This is a genomic window from Priestia sp. USM5 (assembly GCF_058323215.1).
In genome coordinates this window covers 2,237,169-2,256,669 of the sequence record NZ_JBSGKN010000001.1, presented here as the reverse complement: position 1 = coordinate 2,256,669, position 19,501 = coordinate 2,237,169, and the positions used below count along the sequence as shown (strand labels likewise).

General features: G+C 35.5%; 23 protein-coding genes. 14 read left to right on the top strand and 9 right to left on the bottom strand.

The window, feature by feature from the left end:
• Positions 1-71: 71 nt before the first annotated feature.
• The 11 genes from ACWATA_RS12310 (at position 72) to ACWATA_RS12260 (ending at position 6,893) form a co-directional block, all read left to right on the top strand.
• Complete coding sequence (locus tag ACWATA_RS12310) at positions 72-485, top strand: hypothetical protein (protein WP_033579036.1); 414 nt, start codon at positions 72-74, stop codon at positions 483-485.
• Positions 486-830: 345 nt separating this feature from the next.
• Positions 831-1,040 (top strand): hypothetical protein, encoded by a 210-nt coding sequence (locus ACWATA_RS12305; RefSeq protein ID WP_033579038.1) that lies wholly within the window; start codon positions 831-833, stop codon positions 1,038-1,040.
• Between the two features lie 95 nt (positions 1,041-1,135).
• The gene (locus ACWATA_RS12300; protein ID WP_028413289.1) at positions 1,136-1,465 is read left to right on the top strand and encodes a hypothetical protein; all 330 of its coding nucleotides are present in this window, start codon (positions 1,136-1,138) and stop codon (positions 1,463-1,465) included.
• A gap of 128 nt (positions 1,466-1,593) precedes the next feature.
• On the top strand, positions 1,594-2,409 hold the full coding sequence (locus tag ACWATA_RS12295) for a protein-glutamine gamma-glutamyltransferase (protein ID WP_221817429.1): 816 nt from the start codon (positions 1,594-1,596) through the stop codon (positions 2,407-2,409).
• Positions 2,410-2,840: 431 nt separating this feature from the next.
• Positions 2,841-3,314 carry a DinB family protein gene (locus ACWATA_RS12290; protein ID WP_473049882.1) on the top strand — a complete coding sequence of 158 codons (474 nt, stop codon included), beginning with the start codon at positions 2,841-2,843 and terminating at the stop codon, positions 3,312-3,314.
• A gap of 133 nt (positions 3,315-3,447) precedes the next feature.
• Positions 3,448-3,663: a DUF378 domain-containing protein gene (locus ACWATA_RS12285; protein ID WP_013057146.1), complete on the top strand. Its 216-nt coding sequence runs from the start codon at positions 3,448-3,450 to the stop codon at positions 3,661-3,663.
• Between the two features lie 334 nt (positions 3,664-3,997).
• Positions 3,998-4,276: a hypothetical protein gene (locus tag ACWATA_RS12280; RefSeq protein ID WP_048020820.1), complete on the top strand. Its 279-nt coding sequence runs from the start codon at positions 3,998-4,000 to the stop codon at positions 4,274-4,276.
• A 101-nt stretch (positions 4,277-4,377) separates the two neighbouring features.
• Complete coding sequence (locus tag ACWATA_RS12275; RefSeq protein WP_028413284.1) at positions 4,378-5,181, top strand: cobalamin-binding protein; 804 nt, start codon at positions 4,378-4,380, stop codon at positions 5,179-5,181.
• An 18-nt stretch (positions 5,182-5,199) separates the two neighbouring features.
• Positions 5,200-5,625 carry a 3-hydroxyacyl-ACP dehydratase FabZ gene (gene fabZ / locus ACWATA_RS12270; RefSeq protein WP_028413283.1) on the top strand — a complete coding sequence of 142 codons (426 nt, stop codon included), beginning with the start codon at positions 5,200-5,202 and terminating at the stop codon, positions 5,623-5,625.
• A gap of 195 nt (positions 5,626-5,820) precedes the next feature.
• Positions 5,821-6,096, top strand: a complete 276-nt coding sequence (locus ACWATA_RS12265) for a hypothetical protein (RefSeq protein ID WP_014459988.1) — start codon at positions 5,821-5,823, stop codon at positions 6,094-6,096.
• Between the two features lie 176 nt (positions 6,097-6,272).
• Positions 6,273-6,893, top strand: coding sequence for an NUDIX hydrolase (locus tag ACWATA_RS12260; RefSeq protein ID WP_310876453.1), 621 nt, complete (start codon positions 6,273-6,275; stop codon positions 6,891-6,893).
• A 34-nt stretch (positions 6,894-6,927) separates the two neighbouring features.
• Here the strand turns inward: ACWATA_RS12260 and ACWATA_RS12255 are convergent, their stop codons facing one another.
• Positions 6,928-7,572 carry an SDR family oxidoreductase gene (locus tag ACWATA_RS12255; protein WP_028413280.1) on the bottom strand — a complete coding sequence of 215 codons (645 nt, stop codon included), beginning with the start codon at positions 7,570-7,572 and terminating at the stop codon, positions 6,928-6,930.
• Positions 7,573-7,983: 411 nt separating this feature from the next.
• Between ACWATA_RS12255 and ACWATA_RS12250 the strand changes: the two genes are divergently transcribed.
• Positions 7,984-9,495 (top strand): class I adenylate-forming enzyme family protein, encoded by a 1,512-nt coding sequence (locus ACWATA_RS12250; RefSeq protein ID WP_033579047.1) that lies wholly within the window; start codon positions 7,984-7,986, stop codon positions 9,493-9,495.
• A 34-nt stretch (positions 9,496-9,529) separates the two neighbouring features.
• Here the strand turns inward: ACWATA_RS12250 and ACWATA_RS12245 are convergent, their stop codons facing one another.
• A complete protein-coding gene (locus ACWATA_RS12245; RefSeq protein ID WP_013057155.1) occupies positions 9,530-9,988 on the bottom strand; it encodes a MarR family winged helix-turn-helix transcriptional regulator in 459 nt (152 codons plus the stop codon).
• Between the two features lie 400 nt (positions 9,989-10,388).
• Between ACWATA_RS12245 and ACWATA_RS12240 the strand changes: the two genes are divergently transcribed.
• Positions 10,389-11,351 (top strand): VanW family protein, encoded by a 963-nt coding sequence (locus tag ACWATA_RS12240; RefSeq protein WP_033579048.1) that lies wholly within the window; start codon positions 10,389-10,391, stop codon positions 11,349-11,351.
• A gap of 43 nt (positions 11,352-11,394) precedes the next feature.
• Here the strand turns inward: ACWATA_RS12240 and mbcS are convergent, their stop codons facing one another.
• The 6 genes from mbcS to ACWATA_RS12210 form a co-directional block, all read right to left on the bottom strand.
• Complete coding sequence (gene mbcS, locus ACWATA_RS12235) at positions 11,395-12,975, bottom strand: acyl-CoA synthetase MbcS (RefSeq protein ID WP_155008102.1); 1,581 nt, start codon at positions 12,973-12,975, stop codon at positions 11,395-11,397.
• 157 nt (positions 12,976-13,132) lie between these two features.
• Entirely contained in the window at positions 13,133-13,831 is a 699-nt protein-coding gene (locus ACWATA_RS12230; protein ID WP_473049881.1) for a hypothetical protein, read from the bottom strand.
• A gap of 1,495 nt (positions 13,832-15,326) precedes the next feature.
• Positions 15,327-16,007, bottom strand: a complete 681-nt coding sequence (locus ACWATA_RS12225; RefSeq protein WP_473049880.1) for an immunity protein Imm33 domain-containing protein — start codon at positions 16,005-16,007, stop codon at positions 15,327-15,329.
• 30 nt (positions 16,008-16,037) lie between these two features.
• On the bottom strand, positions 16,038-16,502 hold the full coding sequence (locus ACWATA_RS12220; RefSeq protein ID WP_098112645.1) for a WapI family immunity protein: 465 nt from the start codon (positions 16,500-16,502) through the stop codon (positions 16,038-16,040).
• 52 nt (positions 16,503-16,554) lie between these two features.
• Complete coding sequence (locus tag ACWATA_RS12215) at positions 16,555-17,373, bottom strand: TetR family transcriptional regulator (protein ID WP_098626525.1); 819 nt, start codon at positions 17,371-17,373, stop codon at positions 16,555-16,557.
• 39 nt (positions 17,374-17,412) lie between these two features.
• Positions 17,413-17,784: a DUF2750 domain-containing protein gene (locus ACWATA_RS12210; RefSeq protein WP_098112647.1), complete on the bottom strand. Its 372-nt coding sequence runs from the start codon at positions 17,782-17,784 to the stop codon at positions 17,413-17,415.
• A 226-nt stretch (positions 17,785-18,010) separates the two neighbouring features.
• On the opposite strand from ACWATA_RS12210, the gene ACWATA_RS12205 reads away from it, so the two are divergent.
• Positions 18,011-18,742: a suppressor of fused domain protein gene (locus ACWATA_RS12205; protein WP_473049879.1), complete on the top strand. Its 732-nt coding sequence runs from the start codon at positions 18,011-18,013 to the stop codon at positions 18,740-18,742.
• A 47-nt stretch (positions 18,743-18,789) separates the two neighbouring features.
• On the opposite strand, the gene ACWATA_RS12200 is transcribed toward ACWATA_RS12205, so the two are convergent.
• Positions 18,790-19,440, bottom strand: coding sequence for a hypothetical protein (locus tag ACWATA_RS12200; protein ID WP_473049878.1), 651 nt, complete (start codon positions 19,438-19,440; stop codon positions 18,790-18,792).
• Between the last annotated feature and the right edge of the window lie 61 nt (positions 19,441-19,501).

The window sequence follows — 19,501 nt, the reverse complement described above, 5'->3', positions numbered from 1 at the left end:
AAAAAGTGTAATTATTATAAAATTTAGTTAGGTGTACGTTAAACAGAAGTAATTTCTATAGGGGGGATAGTATGAGTTTAAAAGAGAGAGCAACTAAAGAGTTTAAAGAAAGGGTAGATAGCGACGAAGAAATTAGAGAATCTATTTTAACTTACTATGAATGTGAAAGTGGATTTTCGGGACTTGTAGGTGTACCAAATGGAAATTCTGTACCTATTCGAGGTGTTTTAGCTTATACAGAAAAAAGCCTACTTTTTTACGGAGAAGTTTTCTCTAAGCTGCCTATTGTATTACATATCCCATTTAATAAAATCAGGGAAATAAAAACAGGAAAGCAAATCCTTACAATTTTCAAATCAACTTTTACGATGGTTGTTGTTCATGATGATCAAGAAGTTTTCTCTACACGGGGAAACAAGGAGGACTTTTCTAGGTTGGAGTCGTTTTTTGAAAATGTGAATGAAGAAGTATTTCTTGCTAAATAGGTAGTACCAAGATAAGCCTAGACTTAAAAATTAGGCTTATCTTGGTATGGCGTTCGCTAATAACGTACTTTTAAGAAAGGATTTGGTTGTGTATATAGAAAATACGTTAGACGTTAGGATGCTATTTCAGTTCAGAGAGAGGTGGTAAGTATGCGTAAAAGAGATAAAGGGTTTTGGATAGCTTACCTTGTGTTTGCAATTATTATGCTATTAATCTACAAATATATACCGGCTGAAAACGGGTTTCTCGTTATCGTTTTATTTCCTCTAATTTATTGGTTCATCTACGAATTTATATTAAGACCTAAGAAAAGAAGAAGCAATGGTTAAGGAGGGGCGATTTGCTTGTTTTGGAATTATCTTAACATGTCAACAGGACTTATAATAGTTTTAGCAAACATTTTTAATTCTGCATTCCAAGGAAGTATGCGTTGGATTATGGTTGGGTGTGGTTTGTTAATTTTTATATACAATTTAATAGTAACTTTTGATCAAAAACAAAGTGAAGCGGCTAATCAAAATACTGTAGGAATTGTATCTAGAAAAGGGCGTTAATTGTTTTAGGCAGTTCAAAGTACTTAAATTTACTTTTTTTATAAGTGACGCAACGAAAATTCTGGAGTGAAAATCTTATAAGAAAGAGGGAAGTAATGGACGTTCAAAAGGTAGCAAATTTATTTTTGATTTTTGTCTTAATGTCAGCAGGCATTTCATTGGTAATTGGCTTTGTTGTTGCTGTGAGAAGTACAAACTATAAGAAGGGATATATAAGTACTTTTATATCCAGTGTGGTCTTTTTACTACTGATTGTGAGCTGGTATGATAAAGCATCTTCAAACGTTTTTATGGGGACAATACCTTGGATTTTAAATGTTATTGCCGTCATTATTGTGTTACCACTGTACGTGTTAGTTGCTCGCTTTATATTTAAAAAGGTGACAAAAGGACAAAAAGGAACAAATGAAAAAATTAGCGGTTAACTTACTTTTTTCATCGTTTTCCCTAATCTTCACGATTTTAAATAAATGAAGATACACAAAAAAAATTTTTATCAATATCCTGTTAGAGAAGGTGATTGATATCATTTTCTGTAAAGGAGAGAACGTCTATGATTAAAGTTAATCAACAAATTGTGAAAATAAGCGATTTAAATAATAGTTCGTTAACAAAAGAAAAAGCAGACATTTTAAAACAAATGGATGCCTATAGGGAAGTGTATGAGTATGCTACATTTGACCAGCTTGATTTTGATGTATCTGTTAAATTACAAATTATTGAATCGTCTGTGTTGCTGCGCAAAAGCGGCGCTAGGTTTGCTACATTCGCCCGTTCTAGGTGCAACGAAAAGTGTTGGAAACGAACCGATAACGGAGGGTTTCAGCTACTACCTACCGTTTCTCCTCATCAGGCCATCGATGATATTTTTTACAACGGACACGAATACGCGTTTGAGTGCGCGACGGCTGTTATCATCATCTTTTACAAAGCTGTATTAAATAATATTGGAAAAGCAAATTTTAACAGGCTTTTTGCTGATCTTTACTTACACGATTGGCAATACGATGAAGATCTTGAGCTCCATGGTTATAAAGGATCTGACTACTTGCCCGGAGACTGTGCGTATTTTAAAAACCCTGATTATAACCCTGATACTCCCCAGTGGAAAGGTGAAAACACCATTGTATTAGATGAAACTCTATATTTTGGTCATGGAATTGGAATTACGACGCGGGAAAGAATTATTGAAGTGTTAAATTTAAAGAGAAAAGACAACGCAAAGCAATCAGCTTACCTGTCAGATGAAATTGTCAGACTTCACACCGCTCACCTCAGTTATTTGGCGGTTAGATACGAACCTGTTGTTTGGTATGACAGAAACAGCGCTATTATTTCCACTATTGGATCGATTACGTATGTAGCTTGAATGATCAAAGTTTTGATACTTTGGTCTTTTTTTGTAAAAAGGAAAGAATTACATGAAGGTAAATTTGAGAATTCAAAAGGATTTTATGTATAAAAGAAGAATCCATTTAATACGCAGGTCTTAAAACTAAAAGGAAAGGAGGAGATTACTATTAAAAATCGTGATAAAAGACGCAAGAGAAAACGCGGCGCATTAAAAGATTATCTGAAAAATAAGCTTGGTCAGCTAAAACCGAAGCCAAACAAAGGACCTGTCTCAAATTTAAAGTCTTCTGCTTAAAAAATCCCCCTAGTTTTTATATAGGGGGATTTTCTTTTGAATTTTCTTTTATTTTAAGGTTTAAATGTTATGAGTGGCATTTAAGGGGTAATTTGTGCACAATAGACATTGAATAGTTTATCTAATACGACAACGTAAGGAGAGATTAGACGATGGAAAACATGATTTTAAAACATATGGACGTTGTAAGAGGAATTACGATTAGTATCCTTGAAAAAACAACAGAAGAGGCAGCGGACATCACACCAAAAGGGTTCAATAACAATATTCGCTGGAATCTTGGACACATTGCCTTTATTCAAGAAAAGCTTGTGTTTGGCTTAGCTGGTGAACCGATGCAAACACCAGAGAGTTATGAAAGCTGTTTCGGCGCAGGAACAAAACCTGCTGATTGGACGGAGGCTGCTCCTTCTCTTGAAGAAATTGCGAATGTGTTGAAAGACCAAGCACGCCGTATTAAAGAGTTCATGCCGGGACAGTTTGATAAGCAGTTAATCACACCTTTTACAAATAAAGCGGGCATCAACTTTACAACAGTTGGCGAAACGTTTTTATTCAGTTTCTATCACGAAGCGATGCATGTAGAAACGATTAAGCAAATTGGGAAAGCAGCAGCTGCACAATAAGGAAATAAAAAAGAATAAATTACATATTCTTTATAACTATTTTACATAGCGCCTATGCATATACTGATCTATACAGCGCATAAGATGTAACATGAGCTGCTTTTCCTAATGCAGTTCGCAAGGAGGTGACAACGTGAAATTTCTTTCAGGTTTAACGACTCTTCTTGTGATTTTAGGCGGTTTAAATTGGTTAGCTGTAGCATTAGGCGTGAATGTAGTAGAAGAGCTATTTGGCTCTTGGGATTGGTTAGTAACAACGATTTATTGGTTAGTTGGCCTGTCTGCTCTTTATCAAATTTTTGATAAGTTCTTCGGAACGGGAGCAAGTGTCAAAAGCAAAGCGCTATAATAAATATTATTTTTTATTATCTCTTTAGGGGGTTTGAATGTATATTCAAACTCCCTTTTTCATGGATAAAAGACGTGACATCTTTACAAAATACGGTAAAATAAGGTAATAACCAAAAAGTAGGAGGGATGAGATAGAGCTTTGGGGTGTAGTACCTATCTTAGTGTTTGGAGTTCTTTATATAGGAATCATTGCTGGTATGATAGCTGTTATTGTTATAGTGTTAAAGCGAATGAAAGAGAGAAATCAATATTTACGTGAAATACGGGATGAACTGAGAAATCAAAACAAGATAACTATAGCAGAAAATAAAGAATAGAAGAGGGTTTAATAGATGAATAAAAGTGTACTTCCTATCTTTTTTATCGTAAATCTTTTTTTTATTTACTGTTTATTATTTAATCAAGGATACATCTTTCAACTAAAGAATCTACCTTACATATGGGCTATTTATTTACTTATTGGCACCCTTTTAGCTTTTTATTATATGCTGCGATACAAACAAAAAAGAGACGGACAGGTGCTGCTTTCAATCGGTATTTTGACTACAAGCATTAGTTCACTTGGCTGTTTGGGTTTCTTTTATTTCTTTTATCGTGCGATGGGTGGATAAGAAAGAGCACCAAAAGCAGAGACTTCAGTGAAAGTCTCTGCTTTTTATATGGAAATCTATTGTATAATAGAAAAAAAAGAAATGGATGCAGGAGGGGAAATATGCGAATTGTTTCGCTTTGTCCAAGCAATACAGAACTAATAGCGTATTTAAAATGTGAGCATTTGCTCGTAGCAATTGATGATTATTCCGATTGGCCGCAGTCTATTGGAGGTCTGCCGCGTTTAGGTCCCGATTTATCTATTAATATGGATGCGGTGGAAAAAGCCAAGCCAGATTTAGTCCTAGCTTCACTAAGCGTTCCTGGAATGGAGCGAAATATTGAAGAACTTAAAAAACGAAAGATACCTTACGTCGTATATAATCCTAATTCGCTAGAAGATATCCGTCAAAATCTACAGGATTTAGGCCAGCGATTAAATATTGAAACAAAAGCAGCTGAACTGTTAGAGCGGTATGATCAGTTTCTTTCTACATATAAAGGAATGGCACGTCAAATCGAAAAAACCACTGTATACTGGGAATGGTGGCCAAAACCCGTTTTTACTCCTGGAAAAGCAAACTGGCTGACCGAAATTAGCGCGTTAGCGGGAGGAGAAAATATATTTGCTGATCACAAAGAAGCAAATGTACAGAGTGATTGGGAAGAAGTGCTCAAACGAAATCCACATCACGTGTGTTTGGCTTGGGTAGGCGTACAGACAAACAAAGTAAATCCAACGATTTTACACAAGAGACCGAACTGGTCTGACATGCCGTCCATAAAAGAACATCGTGTATATGTACTAGAAGAATGGCTGTATTGTCGTCCTTCACCTCGATTGCTGTTAGGGTTAAAAAAACTCGCGCCGCTTCTTCATCCAGATACGTTTCCTGCATTTGACGGTAAGGACCCTTTATTATAAGAAAAAGGAGCGATACATATGAAAGATATAAAACAAATAAAACATACCCTTCAACACCGCTATCCTTTTTTACTTGTTGATCGCATCTTAGAGCAAGAAGAAGGAAAGCTTGCTGTAGGAATTAAACAAGTAACAGCAAATGAACCTTTTTTTCAAGGTCACTTCCCGGACTACATGGTAATGCCTGGTGTACTTATTGTGGAGGCTCTTGCTCAGCTCGGCGGATTTGCCATGGCTACGGATGACCATCAAAAAGGAAGACTTGCTTTTTTAGCAGGAATAGATGAATGTCGCTTTAAGCGTCAAGTAAGGCCAGGAGATACACTACGCTTAGAATTTGAGATTCTTAAGCAGCGCGGAAAGATTGTAAAAGGAAAAGGAAAAGCATTTGTAGGCAGCGAATTAGCTTGTGAAGCGGTCATTACCTTTGCTCTTGATGTATAATACAAACGCCTTTGTAAAAAAGCAGCTGATGTTAGTAAGATGAAAACGACCGATGTAAAAAAGGAAATAATTCAGGATAAAGCGTAGCGAGAAAACCGCCTTATGTCGTAAAAGCGGTTTTTTATGAATACCTTTTTACCTTTTGATAAAAGAAGAAACGGGGTATAGAAGAAAAAAGGGAGAGGGGAGAATGCAGTGAGAACATTAACGGAAGTTGTTGTATTACTCACACTATTGGGTACGTATATAGGCATCTCACTACTTGTCTACAAACGGAAAAGAACGAATCCGTTTTTCTACAGCATTTACTTTTATTTAGCTACCAGCGTCATTTTGATTTGCTTGGTTATCTTTTGGCTTCAGCTTCGTTTTGGACTCACTGATAAGCAAGTAGGAGGATTGCTTATCAGTGTGGTGGCATTCTTTTTACTTATTTATGGTTTGTTAAAAACAAGACAAAAAGACAGGTAGCCGGTGCTATCTGTTTTTATTTATATTTATGTTATATATTTTTATCAATTGTAGTGTCAATTCAATACATCTCTTCATATAATAAAGATAACAGCTTTCTTTTGCAGGTTAGTTGACATCGCAGCTTATAACTCGCTATTCTTTTGATAATTCATTTTGTGAAAGGAAGTGGACGTATGGATGCATCCCGCATTATAGCTAAGTTAGAAAACCGGATGCCGACAATCCTTGGGATGGAGCAGTTCTCCCGCTTCGGCATTCTTGTTCCGCTTATTGAAAAACAAGGGGAACTACAAGTTTTATTTGAAGTAAGAGCGCTCGATTTACGTAGACAGCCCGGAGAAATTTGTTTTCCAGGAGGGCGTGTTGAAAAGACGGATGCAGATGAAAAAGAAACGGCTATCCGTGAAACCTCTGAAGAGTTAGGGATTACACCCCAATCTATTCAGCACGTACAAGCTTTAGATTATATTGTTTCTCAATTCGGAACAATCATTTATCCTTATGTAGGTTTCATTGATGAGTTGCTTGAACTTCGACCGAATCCTTCGGAAGTAGCAGAAGTATTTACCGTGCCTCTTTCTTTTTTTCAGCGTACCGAACCTGATATACACAATATTAATTTCAGAGTAGAACCCGAACATAATTTTCCTTATGACGCGATTATTGGTGGTGAAAATTATAATTGGCAAACAAGAGAGATGGAAGAACATTTTTATTACTATGAAGATCGAGTCATATGGGGACTGACAGCAAAAGTAATTTATCATTTAATACATGTATTAAATGATAAATAAAAAGCAGCGAATACGCATTCGCTGCTTTTTTATATTAAATAGATTGAATAGCTTCTGTGATAGGTGTATCACCTGAAACTAAATCAAAAGAACGTCCGAATGTATGATCTTCACTTAACGTTTCTACTACCACACGCGCGACATCTTCACGAGGAATGGATCCGCGCTCTTTGTTCTCCCCAGCATCTACACGTCCTGTTCCTGGTTCGTTTAACAATCCGCCTGGACGAACAATTGTATATGTTAATCCGCTTGCTTCTAAGATTTTATCTGCATAATGTTTGGCTACATAGTAAGGAATTAGTGAAGTATTCCAGTTTTCACGGTGATGTGCTTGAAGGGCGCTTACCATCACAAATCGTTTAATTCCTAAATCTTCTGCAGCTTCCATCGCTTTTACTGCTCCATCTAAATCAATTAAAAGTGTCTTATCATGACCTGTGCTGCCGCCTGATCCTGCGCTAAAGATAACGGCGTCACAGCCTTTCATCACTTCCTTAATTTCATGTACAGTGCCTTCTAAGCTTGCAAAAGCCGTTTCTACACCTCTTGCTTCAAGCTCTTTTGCTTGTTCTTCTTTACGAACCATCGCACGTACAGTGTGCACATCACTTTCATTCAAAATGTTTACAATATGTTTGCCTACTTGACCATTCGCACCAATTACAAGAACTTTCATGTCTAAATTTGCTCCTTTCAAATCCAAATACTTATATATTATTGTTTCATATTCACCGTTTTCATTCAATGAATGAGCTCAAAATCCGGTGAATAAGGGGAAAGTAAGAAAATATATTAAAAAAATGAAAAACAAGAAATAAAAACTAATTTACAAACAAAAAAAGGAAAAAAATAGTTCATTAAACCCAGTGTCTGAACTGTTTAAATTTTGTAAATTTTTCTCAAACCCTTGGTAATACAACACTTCTTAAAAACAGTATCTCTTTTAACATTTCCCGATACAACCTATATAAACACATTTTGATAATTTTAAACTTTTACTTCGGAAAAATTTTTTGTTATTATGTTTTAGTCATTAAAATATTCACGAACGAAATATTTAGTCCGAGCGGACAAAGGAGAGGATAAAATGAACACATTACAATACTTAGTCGCAGAACGTGCAGAGATTTCTCCTCAACATGAAGCACTAGTTGAACATAATGAACGTTATACATTTAATGAATTTCATGAAAAAGTAAATCAATTGTCTCATTACTTCTTAGAGAAAGGAATTCAAAAAGGAGATCGTATTGGTATTTTAGCTCATACAAGCATTGCTTACCCAGTTGTTACAATGGGGATTTTACAAGTGGGAGCAGTCGTTGTTCCATTAAGTAAGAGCATGACACCTTATGAGCTTGATAGCATTATTACAAGCGGACAGTTAAAAGCGATTATCCACCACAATGAATTTACGTCTGTATTAGAAAAAGCGGAACAAACGGCTGGACTTAGCTTTACGTTAAAAATTGAGGATGCAAAAGAATTTACAACTCAATTCTCAGCGTATAACACAAACACACCAGAAGCACTTCCTGAAGTACTTCCTGAAGATTTAGCATTAATGATGTTTACATCAGGTACAACAGGTAAATCAAAAGGATGTATGATTGCACACGGATCGGTAAGTGCCTTTTTAAACTCTGGCGGACAGGAAGAACGTGCAAATATTGATAAAAGCATGCGCTATTTATTTGTTCATCCATTCTTCCACATGAGTTCGATGAGCATTTTATTTATGTGCATTAACACAGGAAACACAATGGTATGTTCTGAAGAAACAGATCCAGCTAAAGTAATTGAGGTAATCGAAAAAGAAAACATTAAAATGCTGTTTGCACTACCACCAGCATTAAAATACATCGTAGAAGAGCTTGAAAAAGGAGATCACTATGATTTCCCTCTAAAACTTGCTGTGTCAGGCGGAACAAAAGTATCAGAGTCTTTAATCGAACAATATGACCGTAACGGAATGATTTTAGCTCAAGGATACGGAAGCACAGAAGCTTGGATTATCAGTTCATGGCATCCTCAAATGGGATGGAAGAAAGTAAGCTCAGCTGGGAAACCGGCTCCACATGTGGAAGTTAAAATTGTAGACCCAGAAACACGTCAAGAAGTTCCAACTGGAGAAAAAGGTGAAGTGCTTGTACGAAGCCCTTATCTATTTAAAGGCTACTGGCAAAACGAAGAAGCAACAAATGCTGTCTTACAAGATGGCTGGTTAGCGATGGGCGATGCAGGTCGATTAGATGAAGACGGATTTCTTTATATTGAAGGACGCTATAAAGATGTAATTGTATATGGAGGAGACAACATCTACCCAGATCAAGTAGAAGAAGTTGTTCTAGCAGCAGACGGTGTGTTAGAAGCGACAGTTGTCGGCATGCCTGATGATGTGTACGGCGAAGTTCCATATGCATTTGTTGTTAAACAAGCAGCGTCAGCTCTAACTGAAGAAGACGTAGTGAATTTCTGTAAAGAACGACTAGCACCATATAAAGTGCCAACTGTTGTATTTGTTTCATCACTTCCTAAAAACAGTGTAGGAAAAGTGTTGAAAAACGAAGTGAAAAAACAAGCCTTAGCACACGCATAATAAAAAAGCGGCCTTATAGCCGCTTTTTTTATATTTATTGCTGTAATTTTTGAGATATTTTTTTCATAATGTGAAAGTATTGATCTCTTTCTTCTTCTGATAAGTGTGAAAGTAAATCTGACCAAAAATCGACACGAGTAGCTTGCAATATTTCGACAACTTTTTCGCCTTTTTCCGTCAACTCTACCCACACGCTTCGGCGGTTTTGCTTTTTATATATACGATTCACAAGCTCATCATCTTCTAATTGATTTAATACAATGGTGATAGCACCGGGTGAGAGCCCAAGTACTTTTGTGATATCGCTAACAATACAGCTTTTTTTATCGTGAATCGTCTTTAAGATTGCCTCTTTTGTTGAAGTTAAATGGTAGGGAAGCAAATCATATTTCTCACCGATTACGGTGTTTTTATATTTTAAAAGAGCTTCTTTTACATGATCTATACTTTCTAGCTGATGACTAATCTCTTCTTTGCTATAACGTTCAGTCAAGCGTAAATCCTCCTCATAAAACAAATTCCATTTTTACCATTATACCATGTATAATGCCCATAGAAAAATGAACAACACCGCGAAAATTGTCAGAAAAATTTTAAAATAATTACCATAATTCGTTAAAAAATCCTTGTTTTCGTGCTATTATATATAAGAATAGTAATAACAGGAAACGCATACAACATTTGTTTTCTATTGAGTTCATAAGAAAAAATGGGGTCTATGAACATCATTCCGCTTTACCTCATGTGTTGAATAAAGAAAAAAATATAAAAAATGGTGAGTATTCACTTTGGCAGATCGTCTTTTATAAGATGTTTGTATAAAATGAATGTATACATATTTTTATAGAAAAAACATATTGAGGTAAAGCCGAGATATGGGGGGATTCAATTACATGAAGAAAGTCTTAGGGGCGCTCTTGCTTGGCGCGACAATTGTTAGTGCGTTTATTGCGTACGGCATGTATACAAATCATTCCGCAAAGCAAACAGCTGCGATAGAACAAAAACAAGCGGCTAAAAAACCAGAAAAAAAGGCTGAGAAAAAGAAAAAGCCAGTCCTTAAAGTCGAAGAACTGACGTATCAGTTAAAAGATTCCCGTACAGGAGAAGTAATGAAAGAATTCAAGCCGGTTCATTACAAGGATAAAGGTGTATATGATCAAGAAATTAAACAGTTAGCGTCTGAGCTGGCAAAAGGGATCGATACACCTATGCAAAACATAAAAATAGATGAAAATGGATCGTTGACTGGCGGATCCAAGCAAATCATCTTAAAAGAAGCAGAACTTGTTAAAAATCTCCAGAACTTAAATACGAAACAATTGGAGGTAAAGGTTCCGATATACGAAACCGCTCCAAATGTCACGGCAGCATCTGCTCAAGGGATCGCCGATGTATCATTAGCTTCGTATTCTACACGTTTTCGTCCAAGTGATACAAGCAGAAATAGAAATGTTCAGCTATCAGCAGAAGCAATTAATAACGTTGTGTTAGGACCAGGAGATTCATTTTCTTATAATCAAACAGTTGGGGAGCGCACAGCAGAAAGAGGCTATCAGCCTGCTCCTGAAATTATCAATAAACAGCTGGTGATGGGAATTGGCGGAGGTATTTGTCAAACATCTTCTACGTTATTTAACGCGATTGACGGCGCTGGTCTTCAAGTGACAGCTAGGTCTCACCATTCAAAACATGTAGGTTATGTACCTGCGGGAAGAGATGCGACCGTATCGTGGGGAGGACCTGATTTTAAGTTCACAAACAACAAAGATTATCCTGTCATCATTAAAGCATATGCAAACGTAAATACAGGTGTTTTAACGGTAGATGTTCGTACTTCACAGCGTGCTATCTAATAAAAAAAGACGTATCCTAACAGATACGTCTTTTTTTCATTTATTATGCTTTTTGTTGCTCTCGTTCACGAAGTTCCACACGTCGAATTTTACCTGAATTAGTTTTTGGTAATTCATCAATAAATTCAATTACGCGAGGATACTTGTAAGGTGCAGTAAGAGTTTTTACGTGATTTTGCAGCTCTTTAATAAACCCTGTATCTGTTGTTTTTACATGATCAACAAGAACAACATACGCTTTTACTACATGGCCGCGATCAGCATCTGGACTAGCTACAACGGCACATTCTTTCACTGCTGGATGCTTAATTAACGCATCTTCAACTTCAAACGGCCCAATTGTATAGCCGGAACTGATAATAATATCATCTCCGCGTCCTTGGAACCAGTAATAGTTCTCTTCATCTTTAGAAGCGCGGTCACCTGTTAAATAGTAGTTTCCTTTATACGTTTTCTCAGTGCGCTCCATGTCTTTATAGTAGTGCTTGAAAAGAGAAGGGAGGTCTCTACGAACGGCAATGTCTCCAACTTCTCCAGGCTCACAAGGCTCGCCGTCTTCATTAATGATTTCTACAAACCCTTCAAGCATTGGTTTACCCATTGAACCAATCTTCGTTTTTACACCTTTTAAGGTACCAATCAAAAGGGTATTTTCCGTTTGGCCGTATCCATCACGTACTTGGATATTAAAATATTTTTTAAACACATTAATTACTTCTTCATTTAGCGGTTCTCCGGCAGATACAGCGCTATGAAGGTGAGACAGGTCAAAACGTTCAAGCTCATCAATTTTAGCCATAAAGCGATACTCTGTTGGCGTGCAGCACAGTACGTTTACTTGTTCATCCTGTAAAATTTCTAAAAACTTTTTAGGTTCAAAACGTCCGTTATAGATAATGCCTGTTGCACCTTGTCCAAGTACAGATAAAAACGGAGTCCAAATCCATTTTTGCCAACCAGGACCTGCTGTTGCCCAGACCGTATCGCCTTTTTTAATATCTAACCATTCAGCAGCAGCGATACGAAGGTGAGCATAAGCCCATCCATGAGTATGAACAACGCCTTTTGGCTGTCCTGTTGTACCAGATGTATAAGGAAGGAATGCCGTATCATCCTTAGTTGTGTTAGCTGCTTGGAACTGTTGTGATGCATCCACTGTAAGTGACTCTAAGCGCGTCCACGACGTAACATCAGCACCAAATGTAATTTTATGTTGTAGAGAAGTAGGGAAGTTTTCAATCTTATCGATCTCATTGCAGAAAGGATGGTAAGAAATAATCGCTTTTGCTTCAGCGTGATGTAAACGATATTGGATATCTTTTGCGCGTAATAGTTCTGAAGAAGGAATTACAATAATACCTGCTTTTAAACATGCTAAGTAAATAGCATACGATTCAATAAGGCGAGGTGCGATAACCAACACGTGATCACCTTTTGTTAATCCTAGCTCCGTTAGCCCGTTTGCCACCTTATTTGCTTTTGCTAACAGCTGGTTATATGTAATTTCCTCACGCACACCGTCAGCGTCCTGCCACTTTAGCGCAAGCTGATCAGATGCATGTTTTTCAATTTCCTCTGTTAAGTTGTAATGTTCACTTGGAACTAAATCTTTTAGTTGAATCATAAAAACGACTCCTTATATTATAGATATCAATGATTTTTTATCATTACTATTATTATATTACTAACTATTAGTACTTGCTACTAATTTGTTTTGGGTTTTAGTAAAAAAGCAAAAAAAAGACCCGCTTGTCTTATTACGACAGCGGGTATAACATATGTTATTTAAATAAGCTCCATTTTGTATGAATAGGTACTAGCTCTTCTTCAGACTCGTCCTCTTCGTATAAACCACGTTCTTTTAAGTATTCCACAAAATATAAGTCTGCTTCCTTACGTTCATCATAAGGCTTAATCGATAAAACAAACCCTACTTTATGCTGATCTTCATTTTCAACGCCTGAGAGATACGCTTTTACATTATGCTGCAAGAATAGCTCTTTAGCGGGAATAATTAAGTCCTTGACGAACTTCGACAGTAATTCTAACTCAAAGTCGAAGGTGAACTTAGCAATTTTTTCTAGATCTGCAAATACCACGCCGATAAAACTCGTATTATGTATTTCGTAGTCTTTCGTTTTTTCAACCCATTCAATATGTCCGATTTCCTTTAAGTAATTAATAAAATACCCAATGCCTTCATCGCGGCCAAAAGGTTGTTTAGAAAGAACCAAACCGATCTTTTTGTACTTGGGCAGATACACGCATGAGATAGCGGCTTCAACTTTATGCTGTTGAAATAAGTGCGTTGCCCCTTGAAGCAAAGCATCTAAGACATGATGGGTAATTTTCATTTGTTTGCGAGGAAAGTGATATTCGTTGCGTGCTAATTCATCTGTATCAGCAAACGTTGCTCCAATAAAGCCTGTATTGGATAGGGTAGGAGGGAGCTTCTTTCTTTTTCTTTTTCGTACCGTCATTCAAAAACACTCCTTGTGATCATCAATACGATAAAAAATAAATCGAACATATGCTCTTGTCTAATGATACAAAAAATGTGTCGAAAAGTAAAGAGAAGTTAACGGAGAATTTGAAATTTTATAATAAAAGTAGCTAATGATCTTAAAACGCAGCGGTCATTAAAAGGTGGAAAAGAAGAGGGGGAGCAAAAAAATAAAAGGCTGCAGATGAAAAGCATCCACAGCCTTTTATATATTCATTAACGAGCTTCTGTTAAAGCTACCATATCTTCATCATCTAAATCGATATCTACGTGACAATCCATTGTGTGAATTGTTTTATCTTCATGATTTCCATAATAAATTGTAATGTTCATGAGTATCGCTCCTTTAAAACTGGATAATGACATCCAATTTATACCGTCATCTATTTGTTTAATATTATACCCGATGAAAAAGGAAACTACAACTAAAATCACTAAAAAGCTGATAGGAAAGGGGTTTATAGTGATTTTAACAAGGAATTAGGTAGAATAAAAATACTTATAACTGTATTTTATTACAGAAAATACGAGGTTTTTACTTTTGTTTATGAATAAAAATCCATTTAATGCAAACATATGTACTAAATGAAAAATATACGTTCAGTAGCAAATAAATCCTTAAGATATTAATTACAAACAGATTTCATCGTTTTGCAAAAGGTTCATTGAGAATACGATGAGAAAAAATGAATGAGTGTAAAATTTAATTTATATAAGTCATTCATTTTTCAAACTCTCTAAATATAATCTAAACATCAATCGAACTGATCAATCCTAAAAATAAACTGGTGAAATTCATATGTATTTCTATAAAATCATATCTGCAATTGTTCAATTAGAACAAATCTTGTTGCTAATTAGTTTAGTGAGTTAGATCATATAAATACGAACCCTATCTCATTTTTAAATTCTGTCTCAATATAACAAGCATACTTTTATAATGAGACAGAATTTGTGTTTTATCAATTGGTTCCTAGAATATATATTATGTAAACTAGAAAAAGAAATAAAATCATTGAGGTCTCCCTTACTCTTAGATCCTTGAAATGTCTATCACCTTTTGCTTTTTCTTTAAAGTGTGTAGATTTGTTTTCAAGTCAGCTGTTTTTACTCCCATGAGTTTAATTTGGAGCTGTAAACAGAACTCTTAAAAATCGACTGAATGATGCTTTTAAAGTCAAATGAGCTGAAATATGTACAAGCTATAGATTATATCTTAGAAATGGTTAAAATGACCGCTCACTTAATCGCAATCTCCTGAATACGCCAGTACGTATCATTTTATATGTAATTAAGTAATGCCTTATGGTTTATCCTAGAACTTTACAATTTTGCATCCCAAGTTTAAAGTAGCTATGAATCAGTGTGATAGTAGTTGATTTAATGTAGAAGCGAAAAAAAAGGAAAAAGAACAACTTCTTCCCCTCCATCCGCTTGTCATACAAACTTTTCAAGTTACTAGTTTCAAGGCTTCACACACTAAGGTACGTTTCCCAATCGTAGTCATGAATTTTGTTAAATTGCCCAAACTCATTTCTTTCGTAAGCACATAGCGGTGTTTCATTTATAAAAGCTAAAATTGAGTCATCAACATTTAAAACAACTCCTAGAGCTACAATTTGAAAATTATCTGGATTACTGTTGAACTCATCTTCTTCGTATCCGCTAAAGATAACCCATCCTGAATCATTCGGTTCATTTGGTTTATCCTTTAACAGAAAATTAAACTCGTTTCTTTCTAAAACATCATTGCTAACTGTTACGAGAGCATTAAAGTAATAGTCCATCTTTTCAGCGTCATCGTCTTCATATTCAGTATCACAAATATGTTCAGTGCCAAAATGCAGGATTTGACCAAGTTTTAAGCTCTTTAAATGATAAGGTTCATTATCAAGCTTTCCAACAAAGTTCTCTTTGTTTCTATCCGTAATTTCCACCCACATTCTTTCTCCTTTGTAACCATCTGTATCTGAATCACTAAAGAAAACTAACTTCACCAGGTCTCCCGCTTTTAATTTATCCGTCACCGCTTTGCTTGGCTTGTAAAATGTATAAGGAGATTCTTTGTTTCTTTTGTAAACGTTATCTAATTGCCAAGGTGTATTATCCTCAATTTTTTTATTGTTAGCATGTTTTTTGAACCAATTTTTCATACAATACATTACCTCTTTGATTTATATAATTTAAATTTCTTTAATTGGATACTGAATTAAAATGGATTCTAACCCTTGAATAAACGCATCTATGTAAGTTAAATCTGTTTCAAATTCAAACTTTAGTTCTGTTCCCCAGCCAGCGGGATACTGTATAAACCCATCTACACTAACATTTTTTCTTCCATTCATAGTCAATGTGAAACCAAAATAGGGTTCAGTGGGTTCAAAAAGTACTTTCTTCTGCTTTAAAGCTGAGAATTTCTTTAACTCGTTAAGATAGTACTTTATTGTACGCCCTTCTAAAATAACCTCGTCAATTTCAGCTTTAAATGCAGGAATATTAAATGTAAGATAATTTTTATGCCAATCTGCATCATGGATGTTATCTGCTTCTGGGTACGCGTATGCATAAGTACAAATCTTAAGACAAGAAAGTCCATCCTGTGCAGACAATTCTGCAAACGGATAGTTAGAAAAGTAATTTTGTTCCATGGAAACTCCTTCGTTTTATAAATAAAATTTTTAGATAATCTAAACTTATGTTTTAATACTCTTTTGGGTTCATGATGGTGTAAACTTTTATGTTCTTTTCCTCAATACCTATAAAATGAGCTTTTTGCCTTGTATCTAGCCCTCTAAGGGTTCCGCTTAACTTACCTATTTTTTTAAAACTACTCTCTCCTGCTTTCCAACTGTATAATGCTCCTCCCTTATTGTATGGACTGTAAAAATAGCTATATTCTCCTCTAATACTTATTGCTTGTGATCCATGTAACGTTTCAGGAGTTTGATGTACAATGAAGGAATTTTTCTCGGGATTTACTTGAATTAACTCAAAATCTGTATATGGATATAGCCAAAGTGTCATATTTTTACCTCTGCAAATTGCATAGCAATCTGCAATGGACGGAGCATCTGGTAAATGAGAATGATATTGAAAAGTTGGTGAACCTGTATTATCAAATAATACTAACCCTTCTGTTGATATCCCTTCACCAAAAACGCCTTCGTCAAAATAGCTGCACCATATTCCATCTTTACTAACAGCTATGTCTTGTACAGCATCTCCACAATAAAATGACCGAATGACTTCTCCAGCAATATTCATAATAAAAAGATTGTGCTCTTCTCCCTTGGTTCTGGCATTCATTATCAAAAAATGCTTATAATCAATCCATCTGACAAAAGGATAGTTTATTTTTAAACGTGGATAAAGTGTAGTACCGTTTACAGACAGTTCGAATTTATTATGACGTTTTTGAACTAAGACTAGTCCATATTCATCTCTATAATCTGCATCAATAATAGTTAAATAAGTGTCATCAGGTTCAATACTAAAAATAGTCGCCGCTTCAATGTTCAAACTTGGTCACTCCTTATATTATAAAAAAGAAAAGTAAATCTACTGTTTTTCTAACAAGTCTTCTAATTCTGTCAATAAATCATACGGCTCGACTTCTAACCCAATTAACTTGGCATTCCAGTTAACACCAACTAACAAATCGTCGTCATTCATTCCGTATAGCCAATTATCCATAAATTCCTCCAACGGTATAGATGCTGATTTATAATGTGACCATCCTTCTACTGCACATTGCTTTGCATATGCTTCATCCGACCAAAAAAGCATAACGACTGTCTTTTCATATTTATTCGATTCACATACGCACCAGCCGTCTTCACTTTTTAATCCCCAGACCACAGTGCTTTCTGAAACTCTTTTAACAAAATTTGCGTAGCGTCTCTTCGAATTTACAGTTAGGTCAAGTTCCATTGCTAATCTCCTCGTTTCCTTGTTATGTTTTTAAGCAATAAAATATCCCTGATAACTTTAATTACTTTCTGCTGCCACTGCCTCCTGCTTTAACTGAATAATCCTAACTAACTTTATTTAGGTGATTATGGTAATATAAGTCTATCATAGGTTATCACCAAAATAGGTTATTTACCTTTTAAAATAGCTGATTTATCTAATTACTAGATAGAAAGGAATTAAAAGCATGTCAAACAATGAAGATAAATATGAATACACAGAATCAGGGGATGTTTTATACACTCATAAAGGTTCAGGTAAGGATTTTGATCCAAATGTTGACATAGATGAAGAAGCAAGAGAGATTATGGAAGCTCATATTGAACGTTATTTTGGACCTATTTATATGGTCTATCATGAAATTATGTCTCATCTTGTACATGTAGATGTCTATCATATTGCACCTAGTGAAGAACGTCCTTACCATACGCTTATTACTCAAGGAATGAGTGATAAGGCAATGAATACTCCGCCAGAAGTCGAAGGTGGTCGTTATACTGAACTCCTTTGTTTTTTACCACCAGAATGGGACCTTTCAGAAGAAGGATTTAAGCAAGAAGAAATATATTGGCCAATTGAAAATTTAAAATTTTTAGCTCGCTTCCCCCATGAATTAGATACATGGGTAGGGTTTGGCCACACGATTCAAAATGACAACCCAATTAAACCATTTAGCTCTAATACAAAGCTTTGTGCTTCTCTTTTACTCCCTCCACTAACTGAAGAAGAAGCCTGGAGCGTTCATATCCGTGAAGGAAAAGATGTTGAGTTCTATAATGTACTTCCTCTTTACGAAAGTGAAATGAACTATAAAATGAAGTGTGGAACTGATAAGCTACTTGATAAATTTGATAAACACGGCATCAGCCAAATATATGACATTCATCGTAAAAACGTATGTAAAAAAATGTGGTTCTAAAAAAGCCTACTTAGTCAAGTAGGCTTTTACCATGTTACCGTTGTTTATTATTTTTCAATTCTCTTTTTAGTTTTCATATCAAATTTGGCTAACACCTGTTTTTCTTGCTTGACAACTAAAACTCCATCTAAAAGTTGTAGTTCTAGCTTTTTTAACTGTTGGTCAGATGCTTTCAAAGGAGAAGCTTGCTCTTTATTAGTTGAACCTTTAAACCCTAAATCATAATTCAAAGTAAAATTTCCTTGTTCATTATATTTGAGAATGCTAGGAGACGAAAAACCATATCCCAGTCCAGACCTATCTTGATTATCATCAGGATTAAATACATTGAAGCCAGCGCTCTCTTCTAGTGCATTTTTTAATGGTATATGAGGCTGAATTTCCATTTCAATTCCTTTGTCCGGATGTTCTTTCCCAACGCGTTTTTTACCTGTGTTTTTTAAGTCGATTTCGTAATATAAACTAGTAGGCACGAGCTCTTTTCCTTTGTCTTTTCCTTCTGTGATAATGGTTGAACCAACTAAACGTTTATCCGTAACAATCGATACATCCACTTTCACAAGTTCAAGGTGATTTCCTAACTCGTGAGCATCTTTTTTACTTAGTCCGCTCGTTTTATCCACAGGTGGAGAGGGATTTTGGCAAGCGGTCGTGAGTAGAAAGAGAGCAAGCAGTGCGAATATATAACGCTTTTTCATCTGATTTCTCCTTTTGTGCATAATTTAGAAATATATTCTATGAAATTATACCTTAAAAAAG